This is a genomic window from Acinetobacter sp. 1294243 (genome assembly GCF_000588015.1).
In the GTDB taxonomy this organism is placed as follows: domain Bacteria; phylum Pseudomonadota; class Gammaproteobacteria; order Pseudomonadales; family Moraxellaceae; genus Acinetobacter; species Acinetobacter pittii.
This window is the reverse complement of sequence record NZ_JFXG01000001.1, coordinates 62898-88533: the sequence shown is the minus strand read 5'-3', so window position 1 is coordinate 88533 and position 25636 is coordinate 62898. Positions and strand designations below refer to the sequence as shown.

Genomic DNA, 25636 nt, shown 5'->3' with positions numbered 1-25636 from the left:
ACTTTTTATATTTTCTTTAATCTCTTAATCTGCTTACTCTCGTGCAGAAATAAACTGTTTATATAACTAAGCGATCCATCAAATAGTTGAATTAAAATTTATAACCAATTTTCAAACCGTAACCGATTGAATAGTTATTTTTATATTCACCCACATAATATTCACTGCCTGCCTGAGCACCAAGCTGACCTTTGGCGTCACCAAGCCATAGATACTTCATTCCACCTGAGATAAAGTATTTTGAAGTTGGACTATATTGCGCACCAAGACCAACACTGTAATAACCTTTAGCTGGTCCGCCTGTGGACACGCGCTCACCTGCTCCCGAGTCCCAGCCTATAGAAACTGAACCCGACCATTTATCGCTTAGGCGTTGTCCAATTCCAAGATTGGCAGACCATTGATCATCATAATAACGAACCAGATTAAAACCATTTGGACGACTTGGCGTTGATAGAACCCCAACAACTTCTGAGATTTCGCCAAAACGATAGGGTTTAAACTCAAAATCGTTCCAGTGAACCCAACGCACGTTACCGAACAATAAAGTACCTTTGCGTAATCCGGTCTGAAACTCCAAATTTACTGACTCTGGCGCTCTAAACTTAGTTGAGCCTGATGTGCCTGCTTCGGGTAACCCCGCAACAATATGATTGAGTGCCTCCTTCCGCGATTCTGTGAGTTGTCCTATAGAAACCATATACGCCAAATGCTGATCAAGAAAATCACGGCCTTGCTGCGTACTTAACATATCAACCAGTGGTGCATTTTCATTAGCAGTCACTTCATGCATAATTTCTGAACGATAAGTCAATGAGGCTTTAATGGCTTTTTCGGGAATTTGATAACCAAATCCTGCCAACCATCCCCAATCTCCAACTTCTTTGGCATTAAAGTCATAGCCATTATATAAACTGAAAACTTGACCTCTTAAATTGACGTTACTTTTAAATGTCTGATAAACAGGACCTGCATAAAAATTCCAGTTTTTATCCGGTTGATAACCAAATATGAGACTAAAATTTTGCATAACAAAATTCGATTTGGTGTTCCCTGTTACGACTTCTCTACCGGTCTTTTGGGCAAGTGTTGCTGAATCAATGCCTGGTACTAAAATCGTATCACTCGGCTTAGCAACAAAACTGTTATTTCCATAATATTCAGAGTCGGAAGTAAATGGCTGATCGTAAAGAAAACCAAATGAGAACTGAGGTGCTAACTGTAATTTCAAAGCTGCACTGGGACGATAATCAGAGTTTGCAATATCAGAAATACTATTACGTGTTGGGTTTGTACCCGCTTCTTGTCCTTCTAACGAAGTGTCTGAAACAGATAAACTTGCCTCAAAATAATTACCGGGTTGTAGAAATGCAGAAATTGATTGTCCTGTTCGATCAAATGCTGCTGCATAGAGTGGGCTCGTACAAAATGAAGCCATGACCATGACTAATGTTTTCTTTTTCATCTTTTAATCCGTCCTAGATTTTTATTTTTACTTATTAGGGCGCTCTTTACTGAACGCCTGATGTTTGTTTTACATAGTGATTCTTATTAGGCATTTTTTATAAAATTCGGGTTGTTCTCCTTTCCTTTCAAACAGCGCGGTTAAGGAATGGTTCTTATTAGAACCATTCTTCTGACATATTGAGTGGAGTTGTCTCTACTGGATCAAGTACCGCTAACCAACTCATAATTTTCGGCATTTCCCAGCCAAAGAAATAATCACACGCGGCAAGCTTCCCACGCAGAAAATCAGGATCTGTTGAGTTCGGCATGAGTTTATGAATGACTACCGCTTGATCAAGCCATAACCATCCCACCACAAGATGTCCAAAAGCTTCCAGATAATTGGCGGCATTTGCCAGTTGAAGTTCTACATCGGTTAATGCATGCAATTTCTCTGTTACATTTCGGATGAGTTGCCACTTTTGGTCTAATTGATCCGCATGTTCTTTTAAAGAAGGCTCTGCTTTAGCTTGCGCGATCGTATTCATGATTTTTTCATGTAATAGCTTCATCGACAGTCCCTGATTAAGACGAGTTTTTCTTCCTAATAAATCGAGCGCCTGAATGCCAAATGTTCCTTCATGAATCGGGTTGAGTCGATTGTCCCGATAAAACTGTTCAACATTATATTCACGGGTATAACCGTAGCCGCCATGAACTTGAATGGCTAAATCATTTGCCACCAGCCCCCATTCAGAAGACCAGCTTTTCACCACTGGTGTTAATAGATCAAGTAATTGATGGGCTTGATCGCGTTGCTCGGCATCTTCAAGCGAGTGAATATCATCGGTTAATCGAGCTGCATATAGGCACAGTGCCAACGCACCTGAGACATATGCTTTTTGCGCCAATAGCATACGGCGAACATCCGCATGTTGAATGAGCGGGATTTGTGGAGAACTTGGATTGCGTTCAATACGAGAACGACCTTGTACGCGAGTTTTTGCATAATCTAAAGCATGAAGATAACCTGTATATCCTAATGCTGCTGCCCCAAGTCCAACCGAAATTCGGGCTTCATTCATCATATGGAACATATAGGCCAGTCCTTTACCAGCTTCGCCGACTAGCTCACCAATTGCGCCTGCTTCTCCTTCGGGTGTGAAACGACCTTCCCCAAAATTCAGCACACAATTCACTGTTCCCCGATAGCCCATTTTGTGGTTAATTCCAGCTAATACCACATCATTACGTTCACTTGGCTGTCCATTTTCATCGAGTAATTTGCGCGGTACGGTAAACAGAGAAATGCCTTGCACACCTGCTGGTAATTGTCCATTTTCATCTGGAATTTTTGCCAAAACCAAATGAACAATATTGTCAGAGATATCGTGCTCGCCGCCTGAAATCCACATTTTGTTTCCAAACAAACGATAACGACCATCTTTTGTTTTAATCGCACGTGTACGAATATCAGCCAGACTTGAACCTGCTTGAGGTTCAGATAAACACATCGTTCCGAAACATTTGCCTTCTATCATGGAGTTGACATAGGGTTTAACTTTTTCAGGTTCACCATGAGCCATTAATAAATTTGCATTACCAATAGTTAAAAAGGCGTAGCCCGCAGTTCCTGAATTGGCACCGAGTAGATATGCCATACCTGCACGCTCAATGGTATTGGGTAAGTTCATCCCATTCCAATCTGACGGAAACGCTGCACTCATCAAACCTGCATCCGCAAAAGCCTTTAGCGCTTCCCCGACTTCAGGATTGACACTTACACGCTCACCATCAAAAACAGGTTCGTTACTGTCATTTTTTTTATTATGTGGAGCAAATAAATCGGTTGCCAAAGCCTCGTAAACGTTTAAAACAGACGTATATTCAAAACGGTCCTGTCCTGCAAAAGAATTGCGTTGGCTGAGTTCTTCGACTTTTAGCCAATCGAATAGCAAAAAATCGACATCACGGCGAGATAGAATTAATTCATTGCTCATGGGGTATTCCTATACATTTACAAGTGTAAGCCACTCTGTCACAAGTGCTGGTTTTGCCTGATCTTCGATTTCAATCGTGACTTCCATGATCAACTGATAACTTCCCTTATTTTTTTGGGAAACATTTTTTAAGTGAAAATTTCCACGCACCCGCTTACCGCTATGTACAGGACTAATAAAACGCAAATTATTGATGCCATAATTCACGCCAGATTTCTGCCCCTGTACAGTTGGTAAGACCTGAGCTGCCATCGCTGAAAGTAAAGAGAGTGTTAAAAAACCATGGGCAATCGTGCCACCAAAAGGTGACTGACGAGCAGCTTCTTCATCCACATGAATAAATTGATGATCTTGTGTGACATCCGCAAAGGTATTAATCATGCTTTGATCAATGGTCATCCATTGCGAGCTACCTAATGCTTGGCCTTGCAACTCAACAAGCTGGTCGATGCTTAATGTATTTTTTGTCAAAATTATTCTCCTGCCATTAATGAAGCTTTTTTCAGCTCAAGCTCACCCTGAGCGCCTCCTCTGACAGGCACAAACTCATCTGTTCGGTCTGAAACATCAGCTAAACGTTGTGCTAAAACATGCGGAACCTGTTCATCCGTACCTAAATAAATTCCTTGCGTAAGAGTAATGTGGGCAGCTTCAAAACTACCTGCGCCAGCACAAAGAATCATACGGGTAGGTGCATCTTCGCTAACCAAAGTCGCGATTGCCGGACTGACCGCACTTGGAGCAAGAGCTTTAAGGGCTTCTTCGGGTAATAATCCTTCAAGCATACGAGTTGCAGCTGTTGGTGCTAGACAGTTCACCCGAACATTAGATTTTTCACCCTCTAAAGCCAGTGTCTGCATGAGTCCAACCAATGCCATTTTTGCAGCACTGTAATTGGACTGCCCAAAATTGCCGTACAAACCTGAGGATGACGTAGTCATGACAATACGACCATATTTTTGCTCACGCATAATATCCCATACAGCTTTAGTGCAATTTACGGCCCCCATGAGATGCACATCAATTACTGTACGGAAATCTTCTAATGACATTTTACTAAAGGTTTTATCTCGGAGAATTCCAGCGTTATTAATTAAAATATCTACACGTCCCCAACGGGCAATTGTTTCATCTACCATCTGTTGAACTTGTTCAATATCAGTGACTGAAGCGCCATTTGCCATCGCCTCGCCACCCGCTGCAATAATTTCATCCACGACTTTTTGGGCCGCCATGGTTGAGCCGCCCTTTCCGTTTACATCACTCCCCAGATCATTCACAACCCCTTTTGCCCCCAAACGAGCCAGTAACAGCGCATGTTCTCGCCCTAGACCAGCGCCAGCACCTGTAACAATAGCCACTCGATTGTTTAAATTAATTGTCATGATTTTTTCCTAAATAAATGAATAAGATATTATTTAATAAATGTTTTAATAAGCTGTCACGCCGCCATCAATTGCAATGGCTTGACCTGTGAGATATGAGTTTTCTTTGGCACACATCATCAGCATCATTGCCACCACTTCACTTGGATGGCCAAGACGCTTCATTGGCGAGGCCTGCGCTAAAAAGTCTTGTTTCTCTTTGAGTTCACTGTCGACCACCATCGGGGTGGTTGTATAAAATGGACAAATTGCATTAACTCGAATGCCTTTATTTGCATATTCAATCGCTGCTGTTTTGGTTAATCCCACCACAGCATGCTTTGCCGCAGCATAGGCAGCCAATTTAGGAGCCGCACCTAAACCTGCAACAGAAGCAACATTCAGAATAATGCCACCACCTTGTTGCAACATCTGACGAATTTGATGCTTCATTCCAAAGAACACGCCTTTGGCATTGACGGCAAAACTCAAATCCAGATCTGCTTCATCGGTATCAATAAAACTTTTCATAGGCGGACTCATACCTGCATTATTGATCCCGACATCGATTCTACCAAACTGAGTAACTGCACTTTGCACCAAAGCCTGTACATCTGCTTCAGAGCTGACATCACACACTTGCGCAACCACCTCCACTCCTGCTTGGCGTAGCGGTTCAACTACAGTATTTAACCCTTCAATATTCAAGTCACCCAACACTAATTTTGCACCATACTTTGCCAGTTGCTCTGCCAGCAATGCACCAAATCCACTCGCCGCACCTGTGATTAAGACCACTTGACCTGAATAATGTTCGTACATTGCTATTCCTCCCTAAATAGTTAAACCGCCATCAACTACAATACATTCACCATTGGTGTAACTCGCAGCATCTGACACTAAATAAAGTACAGTTCCAGCCATTTCACGTGGTTCTGCGTGACGGCGTAATGGAATTGTGTCCATCCAGCTTTTATAAATATCTTCATTTTCAAATAGTGCCGAAGCAAATTTGGTCTTGGTAAGACCCGGCAATAAAGCATTCACTCGAATGCCCAATGGTCCACATTCTTTTGCAAAGGCTTTGGTCATATTCACTACCGCAGCTTTGGTAATAGAATAAATACCTTGTCGGTCTCCGGGTTGTAGGGCATTTACAGATGCGGTATTAACAATTGCACCGCCACCCTGTTCTTTCATTAATTTACCTGCCTCGACAGACATGAAGAAATATCCACGAATGTTGACTTCAACCGTTTTGTTATATGCAGCAATATCTGTATCGAGAATATGACCAAAATAAGGGTTGGCAGCTGCATTATTGACTAAAATATCTAAACGACCGTGTTCTTTACGAATATATTCAAAAATTGCTGCAATATCTTCGAGTTTACCCACATGACAGGCGGCTGCCTCCGCTTTACCATTTGCTGCAATAATTTCATTAGCAACGCGTTGGCAATCTTCAATCTTGCGACTAGATACAATTACATGTGCGCCTTGTTCTGCTAAAAGTTTGGCAATTTCCTCACCAATACCACGGCTTGCACCTGTAACTAAGGCTATTTTTCCAGTCAAATCAAATAAATGTGTTGCCATATCATTTCCTTATGTTCATAGGTTTTATAAAAATTTGTTGTAATCAACGCTTTCTAAATGCTGTTACCACAAGCGCTACGTTCAAAATTCACAGTATTAATCACTCTATTTCTTATGCTATTTCCTGACCATATCTAACTTGTTACAATGAATAAAATGAATTGTTTGAATAACAAACTATGAATGAAATGAATAATAATATTGCCTCTCTTGCTCGTATTGACCTGAATTTATTTCGTGTATTTGTGGCAATTTATAGAGAAAAAAATCTAACACGGGCCAGTGAACAACTTTTTCTAAGTCAACCTGCTGTTAGCCATGCATTAGCTCGTTTACGTGATCATTTTAATGACCCATTATTTATTCGAGATGGACACGGTGTTGTTCCATCACCTTTAGCCAAACGTTTATGGCCTAAAATTGAACAGTCATTACAACTTATGCATCAAGCAATTCAAAGCACGCATGACTTTGTGCCAGCACGAGATTTAAAGCATCTTACAATTGCTATGAATGATGAGTATGAAGGAATTTTTTTACCCTCTATTATTCAGCACTTAACTCAATTTAATCCTAATTTGCAGTTAAATAGCGTACGCATTGATCGTAAAAACTTAAGACATGAGCTTTCTACAGGGAAAATCGATTTTGCGATTGATGTGCAACATTCGGTTGAAGATAGCATTGGTTATGAATGCCTTACTAAAGATCAATTTGTAGTAATAAGTCGTAAGCAGCATCCCTTATTATCCAAAACGAACCTAACCAAAGAAATTTATTTAGAAGCTAAGCACATTACAGTGTCCTCTCGTCCTACAGGTCGTGTTTTTGAAGATTTTTTCTTATCTAAACAAGGTATCAAAAGAACGATTAGTTTCCGCTGCCAACAATATGAAACGGCAATCCGATTAATTACACAAATGGACCATTTACTCACGATTCCTCAGTGTCAAATTGCTCATTTTAAAGATACTTACCCTCAAATTAAGGTGCATCCGCTACCGATAGATATTGTTGGATATCAGATGAATTTATATTGGGATCAGCAAAAGTCCCATGAACACCAAATCGTATGGTGTAAGAGCCAAATATTACAGCTTATGAATAGTTTATAAAATAGTAAATTTATGACAATAAAATTCTATTTTGCTTGCGCTGCTCATATTTTTATGTATGATTGAGTAATCACTCAATTAATATTTTTGTATATGGCTCGTCCTCGTAGTGAAGATAAACGTAATGCAATTTTAAGTGCTGCTATCGAAACATTGGCAGAACTTGGCGAGCGTGCGTCTACCTCAAAAATTGCCAAAGTTGCTGGCGTGGCAGAAGGTACTTTATTTACCTATTTTAGTAATAAAGAAGAACTGCTGAACCAGTTATATCTTTCGCTAAAGGCCGAACTGCGTCAGGTGATGATGCTTAGTTACCCGACTAACGCTGACCTGCAAACACAAATGTCGCATATCTGGCAAAGCTATTTGGACTGGAGTTTAGAAGCTCCCCTTAAACGTAAAGTAATGGCGCAGCTTTCGACCTCGGAACAAATTACTGAGCAAAGTAAGCAAATTGGTATGCAAACCTTTTATGACCTCACCCAAAACATTCAAGAACGTATTAACGATGGCAAGTTAAGAGACTATCCGCCGTTATTTATTGCTTCAATTTTAGGTGCGCTTGCCGAAGTTACACTCAATTTTATTGCCCAAGACCCTTCTCAAGCCGAGCGTTATCGCAAATCTGGTTTTGAAGCCTTTTGGCATGCAGTTTCAATATAGATAAAAGTAAGGATGCTCGGCGTCCTTATTTTTGAATGAATTAATGAGTGAGTAAATACTCATTTAAATAAATCATAATAAGCACTTAGCCCAAGTTCTTATTTGTACATATAGGTTTGTTCCAATAAGGAAAAACAAAATGACTATTTCAAACACAACAGACTTGCCTACTCCCTTAATGCCATCACAGCAACACAATGGCAAATTTAGAAATACACGTCCGAACCAACACAAGCCTTCTTTTGGCAAAACGCTTCAACTCATGTGGAAGTTTCTATTTAACAAACCTAAAGACACTGTTCCAAACAGAGAAATTCCTGTTTTAAGTTTGTCAAAAGAACAGTTATTAAGTGCGCCTGAACGTTCTCTATTTCGTTTGGGCCACTCAACTATCTTGTTAAAACTTCAAAATGAATTTTGGTTAACCGACCCTGTTTTTTCAGAGCGTGCATCACCTTTTCAATGGCTTGGACCAAAACGTTTCCACCAGCCACCGATCAGCATTGCGGACTTACCACCCATCAAAGGCGTGATTTTGTCGCATAATCACTACGACCACCTCGACTACCATGCAGTCATGCAACTTAACGATAAAGTTGAGCATTTCTTAACACCGCTCGGTGTGGGTGATACGCTCATTAAATGGGGAATTCCAGCAGAAAAGGTTCAACAACTTGATTGGTGGGATACTACCCATGTGGATGGGCTAAAATTGGTGGCTGCCCCTGCTCATCATTTTTCAGGCCGTGGGATGGGCGATAGCAATGCAACACTTTGGGCGTCGTGGGTGATTATTGATAATGACTTACGTGTATTTTTTAGCGGTGACACGGGATATTTTGACGGTTTTAAAGAGATTGGACATCGTTACGGTCCTTTCGATCTGACCATGTTAGAAACTGGTGCTTACGACCCCGAATGGCCCGATGTTCATATGCAACCAGAGCAAACTTTACAAGCACATATCGACTTAAAAGGACGTCATTTGTTGCCTATCCATAACGGTACTTTCGACTTGGCGCTTCATGCTTGGGACGACCCTTTTGAACGTATCGTGGCTTTGGCTCAACAAAATGAGTTAGCCATTAGCACACCGCAAATGGGTGAACTCTTAAACTTAAATGAGCCGAATGTTGAGAATTATTGGTGGCGTTCGTAAGTTTGAAGAAATTATTTGGAGAGTAAAAGAATGCTTTTTCTCTCCAATATTTAAATTTTAACTTTTCTTATGTGCCTTCCAAGGAAACTTAATTGTGCACACAACAAAAACCAGAAATAAAAATTGGGAAATATACATATAGTTGAGCAAGTCTCGCCCTACCTTTAATGTAATCCAAGTGTTGTGAATGACATCACTAAATATAATAAGAAAAGTTAGAATTAAGCCGATACGAGGTCTATAAAATAGAAGAATTGCAGCAAGTGGATCAATAAACGTTAAAGATGTCCAATAAATACAAGTAAATAAAGGCGCATTGTTATAGTCCCAAAACAAACCATGCATCAAAACTGTTTGTAAATGGTTGAACCCTGCACCGATAAGGCAAAGTGCATAAATACATCTAATAATAAATTCAGTTTTCAAAACAACTCTCTTATTCATTCATCATGCTATATAAAAAATATTTTTATTCAGATAAAGCTATTTAATATTTTAAGTAAAACAATCTATGTAAATATAATTTAAATAGCTCTATAAATAAATGATAAATGCCTATCCCGTTTCATCTATCTTACTTATAAGTGGTGAACTATTTGATTAAACACCTGTTAGACATTCTTACGATTAAGAGAACTTAATAAAATATTTTTTATAAATTATTAAAATCTGTTTATTTAATAAAATTTAAATTATTCAATCAGATACATTCATAGTTAACACTTTTAAATAGCCTTCTTTAAACTAGGACTAACTTTGTCCTAGTTTCATTATTGACTTAAAACACAGACTACATTAGTCTGTGTTTGTAATTGATCAATTATGAAATTAAATGGCTTATATCACTAGTAGCGTCGAATATGCGATTCACTGTCTTCTTTTTCTTGTGAACAATGAAGATAAACCTTTGAGTAGTAAGGACCTTGCTGAATTACAAGGAGTCTCTCCGAGTTTTATGGCCAAGATTTTTCCTAAACTTGAAAAGGCTGGTCTTGTAGTTGCACAAGAAGGTGTTCGAGGTGGTTATTTACTGGCTAAACCCGCTCACGAAATCAGTTTTTTAGATATCGTGAATGCAATTGAGGGTGAAAAACCGCTTTTTGAGTGCCAAGAAGTTCGTGGAAAATGTGCAGTTTTTAACAATGCCCCACCCGATTGGGCAACCAGTGGTGTGTGCGCAGTACATGCAGTCATGCTACAAGCCGAAAAAGCCATGCGAGATGCTTTAGGTGGTCATACACTTGGCAATATTGCAGACCGTTTTGGCCGTTATGCACCTGACGTGTTTTTTAGTGATGTAAATGGCTGGATCAATGAACGCATCGAAGGAAGAACAGCAAAAATGCGTAAAAGTAAAATATCGCGGGATACCCCCGACTAATGAACTGATAGGGTTCGTACCCTAACATAAAATTCCCTTAATTCTTTTTAAACGCCTTCTCAGATTTTTCGGACAATCAGAGAAAGGATTCACTCACCCAAAATTTTGTGATGAGCTGGAACGTGTTGTCCGGAAATCTATCAAAAGGATAATCAAATGAGTAAGCGTATTATTATTGCAGGTTCTGGCTTTGCTGGCTTATGGGCTGCACTCGCTGCCCAAAGAGCAATTCACTTAGCGTCGCAAGAACAAAACATTGAGGTGCTGATGGTTTCCCCTAGCCCGAATGTTGGGATTCGTCCTCGTCTTTATGAAGCTGTGCTTGAAAACATGAACCCTGAAATTTCAGAGTTATTAAGTGTGGTTGGGGTTAAATTTCTGGCAGGTTGGGTAAATAAAATTGATGTCGACCAACAGGCAATTGAAGTTTCAACCACCGATGGCAGCAAACAAACTTTAAGCTATGACCGTTTTATTCTGGGAACGGGAAGTACCACTTTTATGCCCCCTATACCGGGTCTAAAAGAATATGGATTTAGCGTAAGCACTCTAGAAGATGCTGAAAAACTAGATCAGCACCTTAAAAACTTAGCAAATAAACCTGCAAATGCAGCGCGTAATACGGTGGTCGTTGCAGGTGGTGGTCTTACCGGGTTAGAAACTGTTACCGAAATGCCTGAACGTCTGCGTAGCATTTTAGGTGAAACTGATGCCCGTGTAGTTTTAGTGGATTCCTCAACAGAAATTGGCGCGGCGATGGGTGACCAAGCTGCGGCTGTCATTCGAGAAGCCCTTAACGAGCTAGGTGTTGAAGGTAAAGCTGGGCTACGAGTTACGGCGTTAGATGCATCAGGTGTAACGCTTTCTAACGGAGAAAAAATTGAAACAGAAACCGTGATCTGGACTGCCGGTATGCGGGCCAACCCACTTGCCTCTCAAATTGCTGGTGAAAAAGATAATTTGGGCCGTTTGATTGGGGATGCTTATTTACATGCACCTGAAGCAAAAAACATTTTTGTGACTGGCGACACTGTAAAAGTTCCAACCGATGATTTGGGTAATTTTAACGTGATGTCGTGTCAGCATGCTATGAGCTTAGGCCGTGTGGCGGGTTATAACGCTGCGGCAGAATTGGTTGATTTACCCCTTCATCCATACAGCCAACCAAAATATGTAACTTGTGTTGACTTAGGTCCTTGGGGTGCACTTTATACCGAAGGTTGGGATCGACAAGTTCAATTTGTGCGTGAAGAAGCGAAAAAAATTAAACAGGAAATTAATACTGTCTGGATTTATCCACCAGTTGCAGACCGTGAAGCAGTTTTTGCAATAGCAAACCCTGATTTTGTGATTGTTCCTTAAATTTAACCTCGTAGGATCAATCCATTTATTTAAAAACCCTAAAAGTAAGCCCATCGCTGGTCCTACTTTTAGGGTTTATATTTGAATTATTAAATTATGACTTTTCTAGCTCTTCTATTATCGCTAAAGCCGTCTTTTTAGCTGAAAAAGGGTTTTGACCTGTAATTAATTTGCCGTCTTGAACGACGTATGGTGCAAAAGGAATAAAAGCTTTTTCATAACGAGCGCCATATTCTTTCGCTAACTCTTCGGCATTGTACGGCACTTTTTTTGCCACCCCTGCCAAAACCTCTTCACTCCATGCAAAGCCTGTTAATTTTTTACCTTTTATAAGTCGTTCACCATTTGAAAGTCTGACATTGAGAAAGCCACAATAGCCATGACAAACACTCGAAACAATGCCGCCTTTTTCATAAATGTTTTTGGTGATTTCTTGCAATTCAGGGTTATCTAAAAAATCCCACATCACCCCATGGCCACCTGTGTAATAGATCACGTCATAGTCTTGCCAATTAATATCGGAAGGCTTAAAGGTATTTGCCAGCAGCGTAATAAAAGCCTGATCTTTTTCTCGGTCTTTAACAGATTTATCTGCCACTAAAGGCACAAGCGATTTTGGTTCAATTGGAGTTTTTCCACCATTTGGACTCACAATATCTTGCACATAACCTTGTTTTTCAAACTCATCATAGGCATGGGTAAGTTCACCTAACCACAGTCCTGTTTGTTGATCTACATCCTTATAGCGTGAAACATTGGTCACGACGTGTAATATGCGTTTAGACATTTTCTCACCTCATTTTCATATTTATAATTCTATTCTTTCGTCTATCAAAGCATAGAAAGTTGTTACTGAAAGTGTGTGCTTGGTAAAGTTATGAACCTTGCTTTTGTGTTACTATAAGTCTAAAGTTAGCTTGAATGTCAAGAGAGTATGTGGCTATGAATATTAGCGAGTTATCGAAATTAAGTGGTTTAAGTACCCCTACTATTCGTTATTACGAGCAAATTAAACTCTTGCCTAAAGCAAAAAGAAAATCGAATGGCTATCGTGAATATACTGATAACGATTTGAAACAACTTTCTTTAATCCAGCAAGCTCAACAAGTCGGGTTTTCTTTAGCAGAAATTAAAGCATTTTTGCCATCGAAAGTTGTCGCTTGGGACCATGATGCTCTCATTCAAACGATTGAAACCAAAATTCAGGAAATAGAAATTTTAGAACAAAAGCTAAAAGTCAGTAAGCAAAACTTACATACCATGATTGAAGCTATTAATAACAAACCAGATGAAATTACATGTGAGCAAAATGCAGAACGTCTGATGAATCTCTATTTTGACAACGCAAAAACACCATAATTTCAATTAGAGTTAATCGCTCTCGCGTTGTATAGATGGGTACTGGTATCAACTAAGTAACCAAAGCGTTTAAGTATCAATCTATAAATCTAAAAAAACGAATTACGGACCAACGCTGTAATTCGTTTTTTCATGCAAATACTATAGAAAAAAATCAGCCAATCTTTTGATAGCGAAAACCTTATTCGGGACCATCAATAAATGTGCTGTTTTAATAAAGGCTTTATTAATTAATGACCAGTGGACCAGAACCCGGTAGTTCGGTCACTAGCTTATAACCCATCAATTTTGCAGGTGTGTATGTACCACCCTTAACGGTATTTTTGAGCAAATAATTCACTACAGTCAGTGAACCATTTACGGTAAGGCTATAAGCGTTTTCCGTTTGGATGCGGGCGGTTTTGATTTCCCCACGTGAATTTCTTGCTTCACCCCAAACATAGGTGGGTACTTTTGCGCGGAGTTCCTCATTTGGCCCAACAACCGTTTTTTCTATACGCGATTTAATAAACTTCTGTACAGCATTTAGTTTTAATACTGGGCGTAAATAGTTCATCATTTTCGCACCAAAAATCATTTTGGGAAATGCGGGTACAAACACTTCAATGTTTGGAATACCTGTTGTATAGAAAGCTGTAGATACGTCTCCCCACGGAACACTCATGGCACTTTTTTTACCATCACCAAAATCAATGGTACGCACATAATGGGCTAATGGAACGGTGGTAATTTTGCCGTTTTTACGAATTTTTCCACCTTCGGCCATGCCTTCTGTACTTGTTTTAGCTGTACCTGGTGAAAACCCTGTTCTAGAGTCAAAACCAAGCGCTAAATGGGTCGTATCTGGTAGTGCTTCTTTCAGTGCAGCGGCAACACAATCTGTTGGAATCACATCAAAACCGACACCCGGACAAAGCACAACATCGGCTTCTTCAGCTTGACTATTAAGTGACTGTACCAATTCAAATACAGCGATTTCACCAGTAATATCTAGATAGTGAGCACCAGCCTTTATACAAGCTTCCATCATGGGTTTTGATGTTGCTGAAAATGGCCCTGCACAGTGCATCACCAATTTAAAGCCTTGGAGTTGTTCACTTACCGCATCTATGTTATCCAGCCCAAAAGCTTTATAGTCAAGTCCCAACTCTTGAGCTAATGTTTCAACCTTAGCTTTGTTACGACCAGCCAGAGTTGGTTTTAGACCTTGGCGTACAGCTTCACGAGCGATTAACTCGCCCGTGTAGCCATTTGCTCCATAAATTATCCAGTTTGAATCGTTAGGATTTGTCATAACACAACTCACTTATTAAGAAGCAAATGAATAGTCACGCATGCCTTTTTTGTATTGGCGGGTACGGCATGAAATCGCTGATTGTTGCAAAATTAAAGCCCAAGCTGGTGAAACATTTGGTTTTGTTTTTTTACCAGAGCTTAAATTACGTAACTGGAATTTGACCACCGCCATATTGGCAAGTGAAGCAAGTGTTTTGTTCTTCCAAGTAATCGGTTTTAATTCAGGGCTAAGATTCTGGCCTTGTTTCCAAGCATTTGGCAAATTAGGTTCAATCGCTAGAGCTGTGGCAATACCGACCATATCTACACCGCTTTCAATCACTTTCTCTGCCACTTGTTTACGGCGTATGCCACCTGTCACCATAACAGGCATTTTGGCAACTTTACGAATTTCTTGTGCAAATTCTAAAAAATAAGCTTCACGAGCAAGAGTACGGCCATCACGTGCTTGACCTTGCATGGCAGGTGCTTCATAGCTACCGCCTGAAAGTTCAACCAAATCTACAGCGTGTTCATTTAGCATTTTAACTACTTGTTGAGCATCTTCAACGCTAAATCCACCGCGTTGGAAATCAGCTGAGTTCAGTTTTACTGCAACAGTGAACGTAGGCGAAACGACTTTACGAACTGCTTCCACAATCTCAATTAAAATACGAGCGCGATTTTCTAAAGAACCACCCCACTGATCTTGGCGTTTATTGCTGAGTGGTGAAAGAAACTGGCTTAATAAGTAACCATGTGCTGCATGAATTTCTACACCAGTAAACCCAGCTTTTTCACTTAGACGCGCTGTGTTTGCAAAACGCTGAATCACCTCTGCAATCATAGATTCAGTCATTTCAATTGGTGTATTAAAACGATTTGACATTTTGCCAAGATCAAGTGAAATAGCCGATGGCGCCCAAGTCTGCTGACCAAGGTTTGCTTGCATTTGACGCCCCGGATGGTTAATTTGAAGCCACACCTGAGCGCCTTTTGAGCGACCAATTTGTGCCCATTTTTTAAAAGTATCTAGATGCTTTTCATCTTCTAATACTACACCGCCCGGTCCAGTCATCGCTCGGCGGTCTACCATCACATTTCCAGTAATAATTAGACCTACGCCACCATTTGCCCAAGCTTGATATAAACGCATTGATTCTTCTGATGGTGCATGGTTTAAATCAGCCATGTTTTCTTCCATTGCCGCTTTAGCAATACGGTTAGGAACATATGAGCCATTTGGGAATACTAATTTTTCGAACACTTTCATTGGAATGACCTCATTCAGTATGGCTTTACTTTAAGATTAAAGCTAACTTTAATGTCAATACCTTTTAGCATTTCTATATTTATTACTTTCAATTTCATTTACTTATAAATAAAAAAGAGGCACTTAATAGGCCTCTTTTTTAAAGTTTAAAGCTTTAAATTATTCGCGAATAAACGTCAACAAGTCAGCATTAATCACTTCATGGTTTACAGTTAACATACCGTGAGAAAAACCCGGATAGATCTTGAGTTGGCTATTTTGAAGTAACTCAGCAGATTTTACGCCAGACGTTTTATAAGGCACGATCTGATCGTCATCACCATGTAACACCAAAACAGGAATGGTGATTTTCTTTAAATCTTCGGTAAAGTCAGTTTGTGAGAACGCCACAATACCATCGTAATGCGCTTTTGCACTACCCGTCATACCCTGACGCCACCAGTTAGCAATAATACCTTCAGATGGTTTCGCATCTGGTCGGTTAAAACCATAGAACGGACCAGATGGAAGATCTCGGAAAAATTGCGCACGGTTGGTGAGAACCTGATTTTGCAGATCATCAAAAACTTCTTTTGGTAAACCTTCAGGATTATTTTCAGTTTTAACCATCAGTGGCGGAACTGCACTGACAAGAACAGCTTTTTTAACATTGTCTTGGCCATGACGTGCAATATAATGAGCTACTTCACCACCGCCCGTTGAGTGGCCAATGTGAATTGCATTTTTAATATTCAGATGTTTAACCACTTCTGCAACGTCATCTGCGTAGTGGTCCATATCGTGACCATCCCACACCTGACTTGAACGTCCATGTCCCCGTCTATCATGGGCAACTACACGAAAACCTTCTTTAAGGAAAAAAAGCAACTGTGTGTCCCAATCATCTGAACTTAAAGGCCATCCATGATGAAAAAATAAAACTTGGGCATCCCGTGGTCCCCAATCTTTATAGAAAATTTCTACGCCGTCTTTTGTGGTTACATATCCCATCTTTGTTCTCCTGGTGAAAAACTGCTTGTTGATTCGTTATAAAGGATTGAATATTTATACTAAGTTTAAAGTTAACTTTAAGGTCAACTATCTTAATCGTCTTTTAAAAATAAAATTTATATGAAGACGCTAGGCGACATTGTATCTTTTTAATCTTTAATTGTTTTTATTTTATTTCCCTTAAATGTCAAAGACTTTACACCTCAAAATTAAAGACTTGACCTTAAAGTTAGCTTTAATCTTATAGTTTCTGTATTGATTCTAAATTAACACGTCTTGAAATATACAGCATTAGCTACTCGGTCAATTAATATAAAGGTGAACTTTCATGAATACAAAACAACAGTTTACTGAAGTTGAATTTGGGCAACAAAAAGTCAAAGTACCCAAAGGTGGTTATTATGACCGTTTCAGAATGAACCCCGATTTAGATGAAGTCGCGCAAGATCCTGCTGTTGGCAACATCGATTTTTTCCGTCATATTCCTAAAAAAATTGTGGAATCCCGAGTAGGTCCTGTTTGGGCACCCAATTTTTATTATCGTAGTGCAAATGTACAACTGCTCATGCTTGCACCTATTAAGCAAATTAAAGCAAAACTTCCTGCTGACTTAACGCCATTACAACCATTTCCGGGTTACGGGTTGGTTGCTGTTACGTTTTTTACCTATTCTGTTTGTGACAATGACCCTTATAACGAAGTGTCGATTGCGATTGTTGTCCGTAAGCCTAATGCTCGTGGTTCACATATTGCAGAGTTAATGAAATCGATGCGTCAACGTCATTTTTATGCTCATGTTTTAGCTTTGCCTGTTGATACTGAAATCGCCAGAGTGCGTGGTGTATATGGTTACCAGCTACCAAAATGGTTAACTAAAATTGACGTCAACATTAACTCAAAAGAAGTGCAAGCCGATATTTTTGATGTTAATGGCAAATTGGATTTAAGCTTAAAGACCGCTGTACCGACTTTAAAATATGTTGATTCTGAAACACATATCAACAGAGCCACCATGCTACATGTTGTTGATGGTAAATGGCATCAAACTGAAGTTGAGTCCAACATTCTTTCTTTTGCACAAAAACTTTTTCCAAAGAATGTTCAACTTGAGAAAAATGAGGGACCGTTAAGTACATTGCTAAATGAGCTTAGTGCTTCAACTATTCTCCGCTTAGATATTATTGAGGATGCTCAGGTGGTGCTTAATTTGCCAGTTAAAGTTTAACAATCAGTTACTTGGTTGATTTAATTTAGTTAAGCTAGATATACGTATTAGTTTGAAGTATTCAATTGTAAGAAATTTAAATTAATTATGGTTTATAAGAATTTTAAAAGGTCATATCAAATAAATGCCATGACCTTTTAAATTTAACCAATCTTTAAAATTGGTTTGAGTGTTATACCTTCTTGGCTATCGATTGCTGCTTGATTAATATCTTTAAAATCATAGAACCTGATCAGTTTATCAAATGGAAATTTACCCTGTTGATATAATGCAACCAGTTCTGGAATAAAGCGTTTAGCAACACTATTTCCTTCTACCACACCTATGATTGATTTACCTCCAATCAGTAAATCATTTACATCAAAAGCGGCAGTTACCCCTAATGGTGGTGCACCAACAATTGCAATTTTGCCGAGAATACCAAGTGCATCAATGCCCTGTTTTACAATTTCAGGACGGCCTGTAGACTCTAGTGCAAATTGAACACCACCTTGCGTAATTTCCTTAATTGCTTCAATGGGGTCTTGGACTTTACTATTAATAACATGTGTTGCCCCTAGTTCTTTTGCAAGAGTTAAACGGGACTCCACAATATCGACAGCAATGATCGTAGTTGCTCCACATACTTTTGCAGCAAGCAATGCACTTAATCCAACGGCACCTGCGCCCCATGTCACAAAGCTGCTGGCAGGTCTAACACCTAATGCATTTATGACTGCACCTGCGCCTGTCTGTATTCCACAGCCCAATGGACCCAATAATTCTAAAGGCACATCTTGAGTGACTTTTACTGCATTATTTTCACGGCTGATCGCATAGGTTGCAAATGAAGATTGTCCAAAAAAATGGTCATGTACTTTATGATGATCGTGTGTACAAATTGCAGAATTCCCTTCGGGATCAGTGCCACCAAAGTTACGACCAAAAAAGTCCTGACAATATGCAGGATTCCCACTGCCACATTGCTCACAAATCCCACAATATCCATAACTAAGAACTACATGATCACCGATTGCTAAATCTTTCACATTTGGACCAATCGCTTCTACAATTCCCGACCCTTCATGTCCTAATACCGCTGGTAAAGGAACAGGATAATATTGATCTCTAACAATTAAATCGGTATGACACATACCTGTTGCTACGATTTTTACCAAAACCTCATCATCTTGGGGTTCACGAATCTGAAGTTGCCTGAGTTCAAAATCTGCACCTTTGCTTTGGGTCACAGCTGCAGTAATCTCTGTAAAATTTTTCATATCTCAACATCCTGTATCAGATTATATTTTTATAAAAACAAGCGTCTTATTCACAGTTCCTTTCGTCTGGACCAACAGCCCCCTAAAAATAGAATGCTATAGATTCCAAGTGAAATAACATCTAAAACAAAATGTATCTAAGCTTAATCAGATACCAAGTTTTATTTTTGCGCCGTAACCCAATGGGTGGTCGTATATTCCTCAACGATCCATTGATCATTGAAACGGCCTAAACCTGAGTTCTTTTCGCCGCCGAATGGGGCATTAGGATGATCGGCAACCGAAATCTCATTAATATGAGACATACCTGCCTCAATCCCCAACGCAAATTTCACTCCACGTTCATGATTTGAAGTACACACCGCACTCGATAAACCAAATTCAGTGTCATTGGCAAGTTCAAGTGCATGAGCTTCATCACGTGCTTTTAAAATTGGTAGAACTGGACCAAAACTTTCTTCTTTCGCCACAGCAAAATCTGGCTCAACATTGATGAACACATGAGGTCCAACCAAATTGCCCTCAATTCCACCGTCAAAGAATAACGAAGCACCTTCATTTTGTGCTTGCTGAATAATACGGCGGATATTGTCAGTTTGCTGATTATTAATAATTGGCCCAACTAGAGTCTCTTCATTGGCTGGATCACCAACTTTAATGTTTGCCAAAGCAGGACGTAATTTTTCTAGGTATTGATCATAAATCTTTTCATCAATGATGACGCGGTTGGTACTCATACAAATTTGCCCTTGATGCAAAAAGCGTCCCATTACCGTTAAATTCACTGCAAGGTCTAAATCAGCATCGTCCAAAATTACTAATGGCGCATTGCCTCCAAGTTCTAAGCCAACACGTTTAATCCGTCTGGCAGACATAGCTTTTTCAGCTACTCGCTTGCCGATCTGTGTTGAACCAGTAAATGAAATAAACTTGCTTGTATCATGCTCAACCACATAGTCGCCAATTTCACTGCCTGCCCCGACAATTACATTCAACACACCCGCAGGGGCATTTGCCAATTCAAAAATTTTGGCAATAATCAACCCACCTGTCACAGGCGTATCACTTGCTGGTTTAAGAACAATAGTATTACCCAAAGCAATTGCAGGAATCACCGAGCGCATGCTCAAATGGAAAGGGAAATTCCAAGGACTTATGACTGTAATTACACCTAAAGCTTTATGGAATACTTGACTAACTTGTCCCTCATGGGCAGGTTTTAAATCAATTACCTCATTTACAGCATTCGCATATTTTAAAGATGCTTGAGAAATTTTAAGTGCCGCATCTACTTCAATATTCGCTTTAAGTCTTGAACTTCCAGCTTCATTTATTAACCAATCTACAAGAGATTCACGATGTTGTGTAATCACCGCAATAATACGTTCAATCAGAGATTGACGTTCACTCACAGTGGTTTTTTGCCATGATTTAAACGCTGATTGCGCAGCTTGATATGCTGCATCAACATCTTGTTGGCTGGCTCCTTGAATATCATCAATATGCTGACGAGTATAAGGATTTGTATTCGTTACAATTTTATTCGATGAACCGTTAATCCATTGTCCATTGATAAATTGTTGGTTAAAACTCTGCGCTAAACTCATGGTATATCCCTTTTTAAAGAAGCAATCCATCTGCTTCATTGTTTAATATCGTCTAATCTTATTTTTCAGGAAGAAATAAGATCGACTATGCTATTGTATTACAATGATTTCTTCATATTTAGGTATAACTTTATCCTGATAAGGTAAACCTACATAATTTTCGGCCAATGTCGTAAACCCAGCATTAGAATCTAAAATATAGTTCAGTTCAGCCTGCTTAATTTTATGATCGAATTCCGTTTCAAAACGATGCAGTAAATTTGTCATCCGCCATGAAAAGCGCTCTACTTTCCAAACACGTTTCAAACATTTTTCAGAATACTCATCTTATGTCGAATTTCTTTGATAGAACTCAATTAAAGCACTCAATAAATAGGTAATATCAAGTGAAGTTTTCCATCACATTTTCTCCATATCCTGATCCATAAATTATTTTTTTTAGAGCGCTTTTGATATAGATAAATTTCAGTAAAAACCGATTAATGATTTTAATGTCCGCATATCGGACAAAATGATTATCAAAAAAAACTAGATATTGAAGGGCTATTAATCAATACATTTTGCTTTAGATTTATTATTCGAAATAGTAAAAAGAGACCAGCGAGTGGTCTCTTTTTTAAATTGCTTAGATAGCCTCTCTGGTCATCTCACCATTCACCAATCTTAAAATCTGCAATGGATTGCTATCTTTTAAAGCTTCTGGCAATAAACTCTGCGGATAGTTTTGGTAACACACAGGTCTTAAGTAACGGTCAATGGCCAAGGTTCCAACTGAGGTGCCTCGTGCATCTGAAGTGGCTGGGTATGGCCCGCCGTGCACCATTGCATCACACACCTCAACACCTGTTGGGTAGCCATTTATAAGTAATCGACCGGCTTTTTCCTCTAAAACTGGAACTACATCTGCAAACTCGGTTAAGTCAGCTTCATCAGCAATTAAAGTCGCGGTCAGTTGCCCATTCATGCTTTGTAAGGCCTGAATGAGTTGGGCTTTATCTTCAACTTCAATGATGACTGTGGTTGGCCCAAAGATTTCTTCTTGTAAAAGCTGGTCACCTGCTAGCAATAATTCAACATCAGCTTTAAACAGTTGCGGTTGCGCCTGATTGCCTTGCTGGGTTTGACCTGCCAAATGTTCAATACCTTGATGCTCAGTTAAATGCTCAAGACCTGCGGTATAACTTTTTAAGGTGCCGGCATTCAGCATAGTCTGTGCAGGTTTGCCACCTATAATTTCGGTTAGGTTGCTAATGAGCTGAGTAAACTCGGCTGATTTAAAACCTAAAATTAAACCCGGATTGGTACAGAACTGACCACAGCCTAAAACAACTGAGTCGGCTAAGTCCTGTGCAATCTTTTCACCACGGGTTTTTAAGGCTTCTGGTAACATCAACATTGGGTTAATGCTGCTCATTTCAGCAAAGACCGGAATCGGTTGTGGACGGGCTGCGGCCATATCACATAAAGCTCGTCCACCACGTAGTGACCCCGTAAAACCTACAGCCTGTATTAAAGGATGCTTCACTAAAGGTTCACCCACGCCATTACCATAGATCATGTTAAATACACCTTTAGGCATATTTGATTTTTCTACGGCACGTTCGATTGCCTGAGCCACAAAATCCGCTGTGGCCATATGCCCACTATGCGCTTTTACCACTACAGAACAGCCTGCCGCTAGTGCCGAAGCAGTGTCACCACCTGCGGTTGAAAAGGCGAGCGGAAAGTTACTTGCCCCAAAGACTGCCACAGGGCCGACACCGATTTTAATCTGACGCAGGTCTGGGCGAGGTAAAGGCTGACGCTCAGGTAAAGCGGTATCAATACGGGCACCTAAAAAGTCACCACGGCGCAGCACTTTGGCAAACAAACGCATTTGCCCACTGGTACGACCACGTTCGCCTTGCAAACGTGCAAGTGGCAAAGCAGTTTCCTGTGAGACGATTTCAAGGAAATCTGTACCCAAAGCATCGAGCTCATCGGCAATATTTTCTAAAAAAGTAGCACGCTGTTCAGGAGACGTATGGCGGTAAGTTTTAAACGCTTGACTTGCTGCTTCACAGGCTTGATTCACCTCTTGTTCGGTTGCATGGTGAAACTCATAAGGCAAAGTTTCGCCAGTCGTTGCATTGACACTTTTTAGTAAAGTGGAACTTTGTGCGCTGCGTGAACCGCCAATAAAGTTGTGTCCAATGACCATTTTTATATTCCTTAGAGAGTAATAACTGAACCGATCGGTAGCTCTGGTTGTGTATGGGCAAGCTTATTTTTGAGTGGAAGTCCGAACTCTTTCATCTCTATTTCAAACTCATCGTTGACTTGCGCTTGAATACCATCAGCGAAAGATAGAGTCGCTGTACCGAAATAATGGATATGTACATCGCCTGCTTTTAAGAATTGTTGATACTTAAAGTGGTGATATTCCAGATTTGCCAAGCTATGGCACATATTGTCTTCACCCGACAAAAACTCTTTTTCCCAAATGATTTGTCCATTACGGCGTAAACGGCTAGTTCCGACTAAATGTTTTGGTAATTCGCCTGTCCGTAAAGCTGGACCAAAACTACAAAAACGTAATTTTGAATGCGCCAGATATAAATAATTACGACGCTCCATCACATGGTCAGAATATTCATTGCCCAGCGCAAACCCGATTCGGTAAGGCTTTAAGTCTTCGCCAATAACATAGAGGCCTGCAATTTCAGGTTCTTCGCCGCCGTCTTCGGCAAATGGAGGTAAAGGCAGCTCTGCTCCCGGCCTTACCACAATTGAACCGTCGCCTTTATAAAACCACTCTGGTTGTGCTCCGATCTGACCTTGTGCTGGACGGCCCTTTTGTAGCCCCCATTGAAATATCCGCATGGTGTCGGTCACCGAGCTGTCATCGCTTAAATTTTGTTGATGCATTTTGTCGCGTGCAGATGCAGAACCTAAATGGGTTAAGCCTGTACCGGACACCAGACAGTGCGTTGGGTCTGGATGATCTAAAGGCGGCAATACCTTTAAATCTGCTAATAAAGATGAATAATCATAGGTTTCCACTTCAAAGCCTAACGCCTCAACTTGCTGTTCCAGTGAAACTTGATTGCGGATTGCTAAAAGTGCTAAATCACGAACCGATTGAATATCTTTAACCGGATATGCCATGTTGCCTTCTACTTTAGCGACAGCACGTTGATTTGCACGATTTTCAAATTGAATAATTTGCATGTTTTATTCCTTACAAAGGCTTTTGAATATTCACTGTTTGTGTTTTTTGACGTTCGAGCTTGGCATAGACGATGTAAGTCAAAATCAGACCAAAAAGCATGACGATAGATAAGAAATACAAACCAGCAGCCATATTTCCCGTGTATTCTTTTAAAAGTCCGATACCAAATGGCCCGACATAGCCACCTAAATTTCCGACAGAATTGATTAAGGCAATACCAGCCGCTGCACTTGCGCCTGTTAAGAATCGGCCCGGTAATGTCCAAAACACGGCAGTAGATGAAAATAGACAGAACGCAACCACAGCCAAAGCAGCCAATTGCATGACTGGAGAATTTAGCCAACCACTTAAAAACATTGCACAAGCGCCTAGTGCGTAGAGAAAACTTAAATGTCCGTAGCGGTCATTTAGACGATCGGTACTACGTGGAATAATTAACAAACCAATAATTCCAAAAACGTAGGGAATGCTAGATAGGAAGCCAATTTGAAGATCAGTACCGCCTCCAAATTGCTTGATAATAGAAGGCAACCACAGATTTAAACCGTAAATACTTAAAGTCACTGGTAAGTAATACAATGCTAATAAAAGTACGCGTTTGTCTTTTAAGGCATGCAGTGGATTGGCATGTCGGGTTTGGTCATATTCGGCTTCATCTTTAACAAGTTCATTTGTAAGCCATTGTTTTTGTTCAATACTCAACCATTTCACTTTATCAATATTATCTGGCAACCACAGGAATGTCGGTAAAGCCAATAAAACCGCGGGCAAGCCAACTGCAACAAACAACCATTGCCAGCCGTGCAAATTTGCAATGCCATCCATTCCAAGTAATAGACCAGCTAAAGGCCCTGCAATCATCATGGCAATCGGTTGTGAAAGCACAAACATTCCCATGATTTTTCCGCGATGCCGCACCGGATACCACTGTGTAATTAAATATAAAACACCCGGGAAAAAGCCTGCTTCTGCTACACCAAGTAAAAACCGTAATAGATAAAAACTTTTAGGGCCTTGAATGAGCGCCATGGCCATGGTGATGAGGCCCCATGTTAATAAAATGCGGGTAAACCATTTACGAGCACCAAATTTGTCTAAAAGCAAATTACTTGGAACTTCAAAAAGAAAATATCCAATAAAAAATAAGCCAGCTCCTAGGCCATAGGCAGCATCACCAATTCCTACATCGGCCCCCATATGCAAATGGGCAAATCCGACAGCGGCCCGATCAATGTATGCCACCAGATATAGTATGACTAATGCAGGTATCAGCTTAAACGTGACCGTCCGTATTACATCCTTTTCGAAATCCATGTTCGACTCCATTTCCTATTATTTACTTATAGAG

General features: G+C 40.0%; 24 protein-coding genes and 1 pseudogene. 7 read left to right on the top strand and 18 right to left on the bottom strand.

The features are described 5' to 3' along the window. Positions 1 to 91: 91 nt before the first annotated feature. The 6 genes from J655_RS05405 to J655_RS05380 all read right to left on the bottom strand — a co-directional run bounded on the left by J655_RS05405 (position 92) and on the right by J655_RS05380 (position 6409). On the bottom strand, positions 92 to 1465 hold the full coding sequence (locus J655_RS05405) for a long-chain fatty acid transporter (RefSeq protein WP_032052078.1): 1374 nt from the start codon (positions 1463 to 1465) through the stop codon (positions 92 to 94). Between the two features lie 157 nt (positions 1466 to 1622). Then, positions 1623 to 3446, bottom strand: a complete 1824-nt coding sequence (locus J655_RS05400) for an acyl-CoA dehydrogenase (RefSeq protein ID WP_032052077.1) — start codon at positions 3444 to 3446, stop codon at positions 1623 to 1625. Positions 3447 to 3455: 9 nt separating this feature from the next. Continuing rightward, positions 3456 to 3917: a MaoC family dehydratase gene (locus tag J655_RS05395; protein ID WP_032052076.1), complete on the bottom strand. Its 462-nt coding sequence runs from the start codon at positions 3915 to 3917 to the stop codon at positions 3456 to 3458. Between the two features lie 2 nt (positions 3918 to 3919). Then, positions 3920 to 4831: an SDR family NAD(P)-dependent oxidoreductase gene (locus tag J655_RS05390; protein ID WP_032052075.1), complete on the bottom strand. Its 912-nt coding sequence runs from the start codon at positions 4829 to 4831 to the stop codon at positions 3920 to 3922. Positions 4832 to 4876: 45 nt separating this feature from the next. Next, a complete protein-coding gene (locus J655_RS05385) occupies positions 4877 to 5632 on the bottom strand; it encodes an SDR family NAD(P)-dependent oxidoreductase (protein ID WP_032052074.1) in 756 nt (251 codons plus the stop codon). A 12-nt stretch (positions 5633 to 5644) separates the two neighbouring features. Beyond that, entirely contained in the window at positions 5645 to 6409 is a 765-nt protein-coding gene (locus tag J655_RS05380; protein ID WP_032052073.1) for an SDR family oxidoreductase, read from the bottom strand. 179 nt (positions 6410 to 6588) lie between these two features. Here J655_RS05380 and J655_RS05375 point away from each other — a divergent pair, with 179 nt between their 5' ends. The 3 genes from J655_RS05375 to J655_RS05365 all read left to right on the top strand — a co-directional run bounded on the left by J655_RS05375 (position 6589) and on the right by J655_RS05365 (position 9346). Then, positions 6589 to 7524, top strand: coding sequence for a LysR family transcriptional regulator (locus J655_RS05375; protein ID WP_032052072.1), 936 nt, complete (start codon positions 6589 to 6591; stop codon positions 7522 to 7524). 93 nt (positions 7525 to 7617) lie between these two features. After that, entirely contained in the window at positions 7618 to 8187 is a 570-nt protein-coding gene (locus tag J655_RS05370) for a TetR/AcrR family transcriptional regulator (RefSeq protein WP_032052071.1), read from the top strand. A gap of 139 nt (positions 8188 to 8326) precedes the next feature. Further along, on the top strand, positions 8327 to 9346 hold the full coding sequence (locus J655_RS05365) for an MBL fold metallo-hydrolase (protein WP_032052070.1): 1020 nt from the start codon (positions 8327 to 8329) through the stop codon (positions 9344 to 9346). A gap of 57 nt (positions 9347 to 9403) precedes the next feature. Here J655_RS05365 and J655_RS05360 read toward each other — a convergent pair whose 3' ends face one another. Next, the gene (locus tag J655_RS05360; RefSeq protein WP_002061057.1) at positions 9404 to 9772 is read right to left on the bottom strand and encodes a hypothetical protein; all 369 of its coding nucleotides are present in this window, start codon (positions 9770 to 9772) and stop codon (positions 9404 to 9406) included. Positions 9773 to 10178: 406 nt separating this feature from the next. On the opposite strand from J655_RS05360, the gene J655_RS05355 reads away from it, so the two are divergent. Together J655_RS05355 and J655_RS05350 are read left to right on the top strand one after the other, a co-directional pair. Further along, positions 10179 to 10727, top strand: coding sequence for an RrF2 family transcriptional regulator (locus tag J655_RS05355; protein WP_032052069.1), 549 nt, complete (start codon positions 10179 to 10181; stop codon positions 10725 to 10727). Between the two features lie 156 nt (positions 10728 to 10883). Continuing rightward, positions 10884 to 12089: an NAD(P)/FAD-dependent oxidoreductase gene (locus tag J655_RS05350; RefSeq protein ID WP_032052068.1), complete on the top strand. Its 1206-nt coding sequence runs from the start codon at positions 10884 to 10886 to the stop codon at positions 12087 to 12089. Between the two features lie 94 nt (positions 12090 to 12183). Here the strand turns inward: J655_RS05350 and J655_RS05345 are convergent, their stop codons facing one another. Then, a complete protein-coding gene (locus tag J655_RS05345) occupies positions 12184 to 12876 on the bottom strand; it encodes a type 1 glutamine amidotransferase domain-containing protein (protein ID WP_032052067.1) in 693 nt (230 codons plus the stop codon). A gap of 155 nt (positions 12877 to 13031) precedes the next feature. Here J655_RS05345 and J655_RS05340 point away from each other — a divergent pair, with 155 nt between their 5' ends. After that, a complete protein-coding gene (locus J655_RS05340) occupies positions 13032 to 13448 on the top strand; it encodes a MerR family transcriptional regulator (RefSeq protein ID WP_002113932.1) in 417 nt (138 codons plus the stop codon). A 226-nt stretch (positions 13449 to 13674) separates the two neighbouring features. Here the strand turns inward: J655_RS05340 and J655_RS05335 are convergent, their stop codons facing one another. From J655_RS05335 to J655_RS05325, 3 genes are all read right to left on the bottom strand, one after another. Beyond that, positions 13675 to 14742: a saccharopine dehydrogenase family protein gene (locus tag J655_RS05335; protein WP_032052066.1), complete on the bottom strand. Its 1068-nt coding sequence runs from the start codon at positions 14740 to 14742 to the stop codon at positions 13675 to 13677. 15 nt (positions 14743 to 14757) lie between these two features. Beyond that, positions 14758 to 15996 (bottom strand): NADH:flavin oxidoreductase/NADH oxidase family protein, encoded by a 1239-nt coding sequence (locus J655_RS05330; protein WP_032052065.1) that lies wholly within the window; start codon positions 15994 to 15996, stop codon positions 14758 to 14760. Positions 15997 to 16155: 159 nt separating this feature from the next. Further along, positions 16156 to 16986: an alpha/beta fold hydrolase gene (locus J655_RS05325; RefSeq protein WP_002113902.1), complete on the bottom strand. Its 831-nt coding sequence runs from the start codon at positions 16984 to 16986 to the stop codon at positions 16156 to 16158. A 328-nt stretch (positions 16987 to 17314) separates the two neighbouring features. On the opposite strand from J655_RS05325, the gene J655_RS05320 reads away from it, so the two are divergent. Continuing rightward, positions 17315 to 18211 carry a hypothetical protein gene (locus tag J655_RS05320; protein ID WP_032052063.1) on the top strand — a complete coding sequence of 299 codons (897 nt, stop codon included), beginning with the start codon at positions 17315 to 17317 and terminating at the stop codon, positions 18209 to 18211. Positions 18212 to 18354: 143 nt separating this feature from the next. Here J655_RS05320 and J655_RS05315 read toward each other — a convergent pair whose 3' ends face one another. From J655_RS05315 to abaQ, 7 genes and pseudogenes are all read right to left on the bottom strand, one after another. Then, on the bottom strand, positions 18355 to 19470 hold the full coding sequence (locus tag J655_RS05315) for an NAD(P)-dependent alcohol dehydrogenase (protein WP_032042328.1): 1116 nt from the start codon (positions 19468 to 19470) through the stop codon (positions 18355 to 18357). A gap of 50 nt (positions 19471 to 19520) precedes the next feature. Further along, positions 19521 to 19586: a GlyGly-CTERM sorting domain-containing protein gene (locus tag J655_RS25715; RefSeq protein ID WP_227063886.1), complete on the bottom strand. Its 66-nt coding sequence runs from the start codon at positions 19584 to 19586 to the stop codon at positions 19521 to 19523. A 45-nt stretch (positions 19587 to 19631) separates the two neighbouring features. Further along, positions 19632 to 21116 carry an aldehyde dehydrogenase family protein gene (locus J655_RS05310; RefSeq protein ID WP_080973475.1) on the bottom strand — a complete coding sequence of 495 codons (1485 nt, stop codon included), beginning with the start codon at positions 21114 to 21116 and terminating at the stop codon, positions 19632 to 19634. Positions 21117 to 21167: 51 nt separating this feature from the next. Further along, positions 21168 to 21461 (bottom strand): annotated as a pseudogene (locus J655_RS24240) (4-hydroxybenzoate 3-monooxygenase); the annotation flags it as partial. Between the two features lie 241 nt (positions 21462 to 21702). Then, complete coding sequence (locus tag J655_RS05305) at positions 21703 to 23277, bottom strand: aldehyde dehydrogenase (NADP(+)) (protein WP_032052061.1); 1575 nt, start codon at positions 23275 to 23277, stop codon at positions 21703 to 21705. An 11-nt stretch (positions 23278 to 23288) separates the two neighbouring features. Then, positions 23289 to 24287 (bottom strand): AraD1 family protein, encoded by a 999-nt coding sequence (gene araD1, locus J655_RS05300; RefSeq protein WP_032006274.1) that lies wholly within the window; start codon positions 24285 to 24287, stop codon positions 23289 to 23291. Positions 24288 to 24297: 10 nt separating this feature from the next. Further along, entirely contained in the window at positions 24298 to 25602 is a 1305-nt protein-coding gene (gene abaQ / locus J655_RS05295; RefSeq protein ID WP_032042327.1) for a multidrug efflux MFS transporter AbaQ, read from the bottom strand. Between the last annotated feature and the right edge of the window lie 34 nt (positions 25603 to 25636).

What these genes read in the sequence shown, in the direction of transcription:
- J655_RS05405 (WP_032052078.1), bottom strand. Translation starts at nt 1,465, where the DNA reads ATGAAAAAGAAAACATTAGTCATGGTCATGGCTTCATTTTGTACGAGC.
- J655_RS05400 (WP_032052077.1), bottom strand. Translation starts at nt 3,446, where the DNA reads ATGAGCAATGAATTAATTCTATCTCGCCGTGATGTCGATTTTTTGCTA.
- J655_RS05390 (WP_032052075.1), bottom strand. Translation starts at nt 4,831, where the DNA reads ATGACAATTAATTTAAACAATCGAGTGGCTATTGTTACAGGTGCTGGC.
- J655_RS05385 (WP_032052074.1), bottom strand. Translation starts at nt 5,632, where the DNA reads ATGTACGAACATTATTCAGGTCAAGTGGTCTTAATCACAGGTGCGGCG.
- J655_RS05380 (WP_032052073.1), bottom strand. Translation starts at nt 6,409, where the DNA reads ATGGCAACACATTTATTTGATTTGACTGGAAAAATAGCCTTAGTTACA.
- J655_RS05375 (WP_032052072.1), top strand. Translation starts at nt 6,589, where the DNA reads ATGAATGAAATGAATAATAATATTGCCTCTCTTGCTCGTATTGACCTG.
- J655_RS05370 (WP_032052071.1), top strand. Translation starts at nt 7,618, where the DNA reads ATGGCTCGTCCTCGTAGTGAAGATAAACGTAATGCAATTTTAAGTGCT.
- J655_RS05365 (WP_032052070.1), top strand. Translation starts at nt 8,327, where the DNA reads ATGACTATTTCAAACACAACAGACTTGCCTACTCCCTTAATGCCATCA.
- J655_RS05355 (WP_032052069.1), top strand. Translation starts at nt 10,179, where the DNA reads ATGGCTTATATCACTAGTAGCGTCGAATATGCGATTCACTGTCTTCTT.
- J655_RS05350 (WP_032052068.1), top strand. Translation starts at nt 10,884, where the DNA reads ATGAGTAAGCGTATTATTATTGCAGGTTCTGGCTTTGCTGGCTTATGG.
- J655_RS05345 (WP_032052067.1), bottom strand. Translation starts at nt 12,876, where the DNA reads ATGTCTAAACGCATATTACACGTCGTGACCAATGTTTCACGCTATAAG.
- J655_RS05340 (WP_002113932.1), top strand. Translation starts at nt 13,032, where the DNA reads ATGAATATTAGCGAGTTATCGAAATTAAGTGGTTTAAGTACCCCTACT.
- J655_RS05335 (WP_032052066.1), bottom strand. Translation starts at nt 14,742, where the DNA reads ATGACAAATCCTAACGATTCAAACTGGATAATTTATGGAGCAAATGGC.
- J655_RS05330 (WP_032052065.1), bottom strand. Translation starts at nt 15,996, where the DNA reads ATGAAAGTGTTCGAAAAATTAGTATTCCCAAATGGCTCATATGTTCCT.
- J655_RS05325 (WP_002113902.1), bottom strand. Translation starts at nt 16,986, where the DNA reads ATGGGATATGTAACCACAAAAGACGGCGTAGAAATTTTCTATAAAGAT.
- J655_RS05320 (WP_032052063.1), top strand. Translation starts at nt 17,315, where the DNA reads ATGAATACAAAACAACAGTTTACTGAAGTTGAATTTGGGCAACAAAAA.
- J655_RS05315 (WP_032042328.1), bottom strand. Translation starts at nt 19,470, where the DNA reads ATGAAAAATTTTACAGAGATTACTGCAGCTGTGACCCAAAGCAAAGGT.
- J655_RS05310 (WP_080973475.1), bottom strand. Translation starts at nt 21,116, where the DNA reads ATGAAGCAGATGGATTGCTTCTTTAAAAAGGGATATACCATGAGTTTA.
- J655_RS05305 (WP_032052061.1), bottom strand. Translation starts at nt 23,277, where the DNA reads ATGGTCATTGGACACAACTTTATTGGCGGTTCACGCAGCGCACAAAGT.
- araD1 (WP_032006274.1), bottom strand. Translation starts at nt 24,287, where the DNA reads ATGCAAATTATTCAATTTGAAAATCGTGCAAATCAACGTGCTGTCGCT.
- abaQ (WP_032042327.1), bottom strand. Translation starts at nt 25,602, where the DNA reads ATGGATTTCGAAAAGGATGTAATACGGACGGTCACGTTTAAGCTGATA.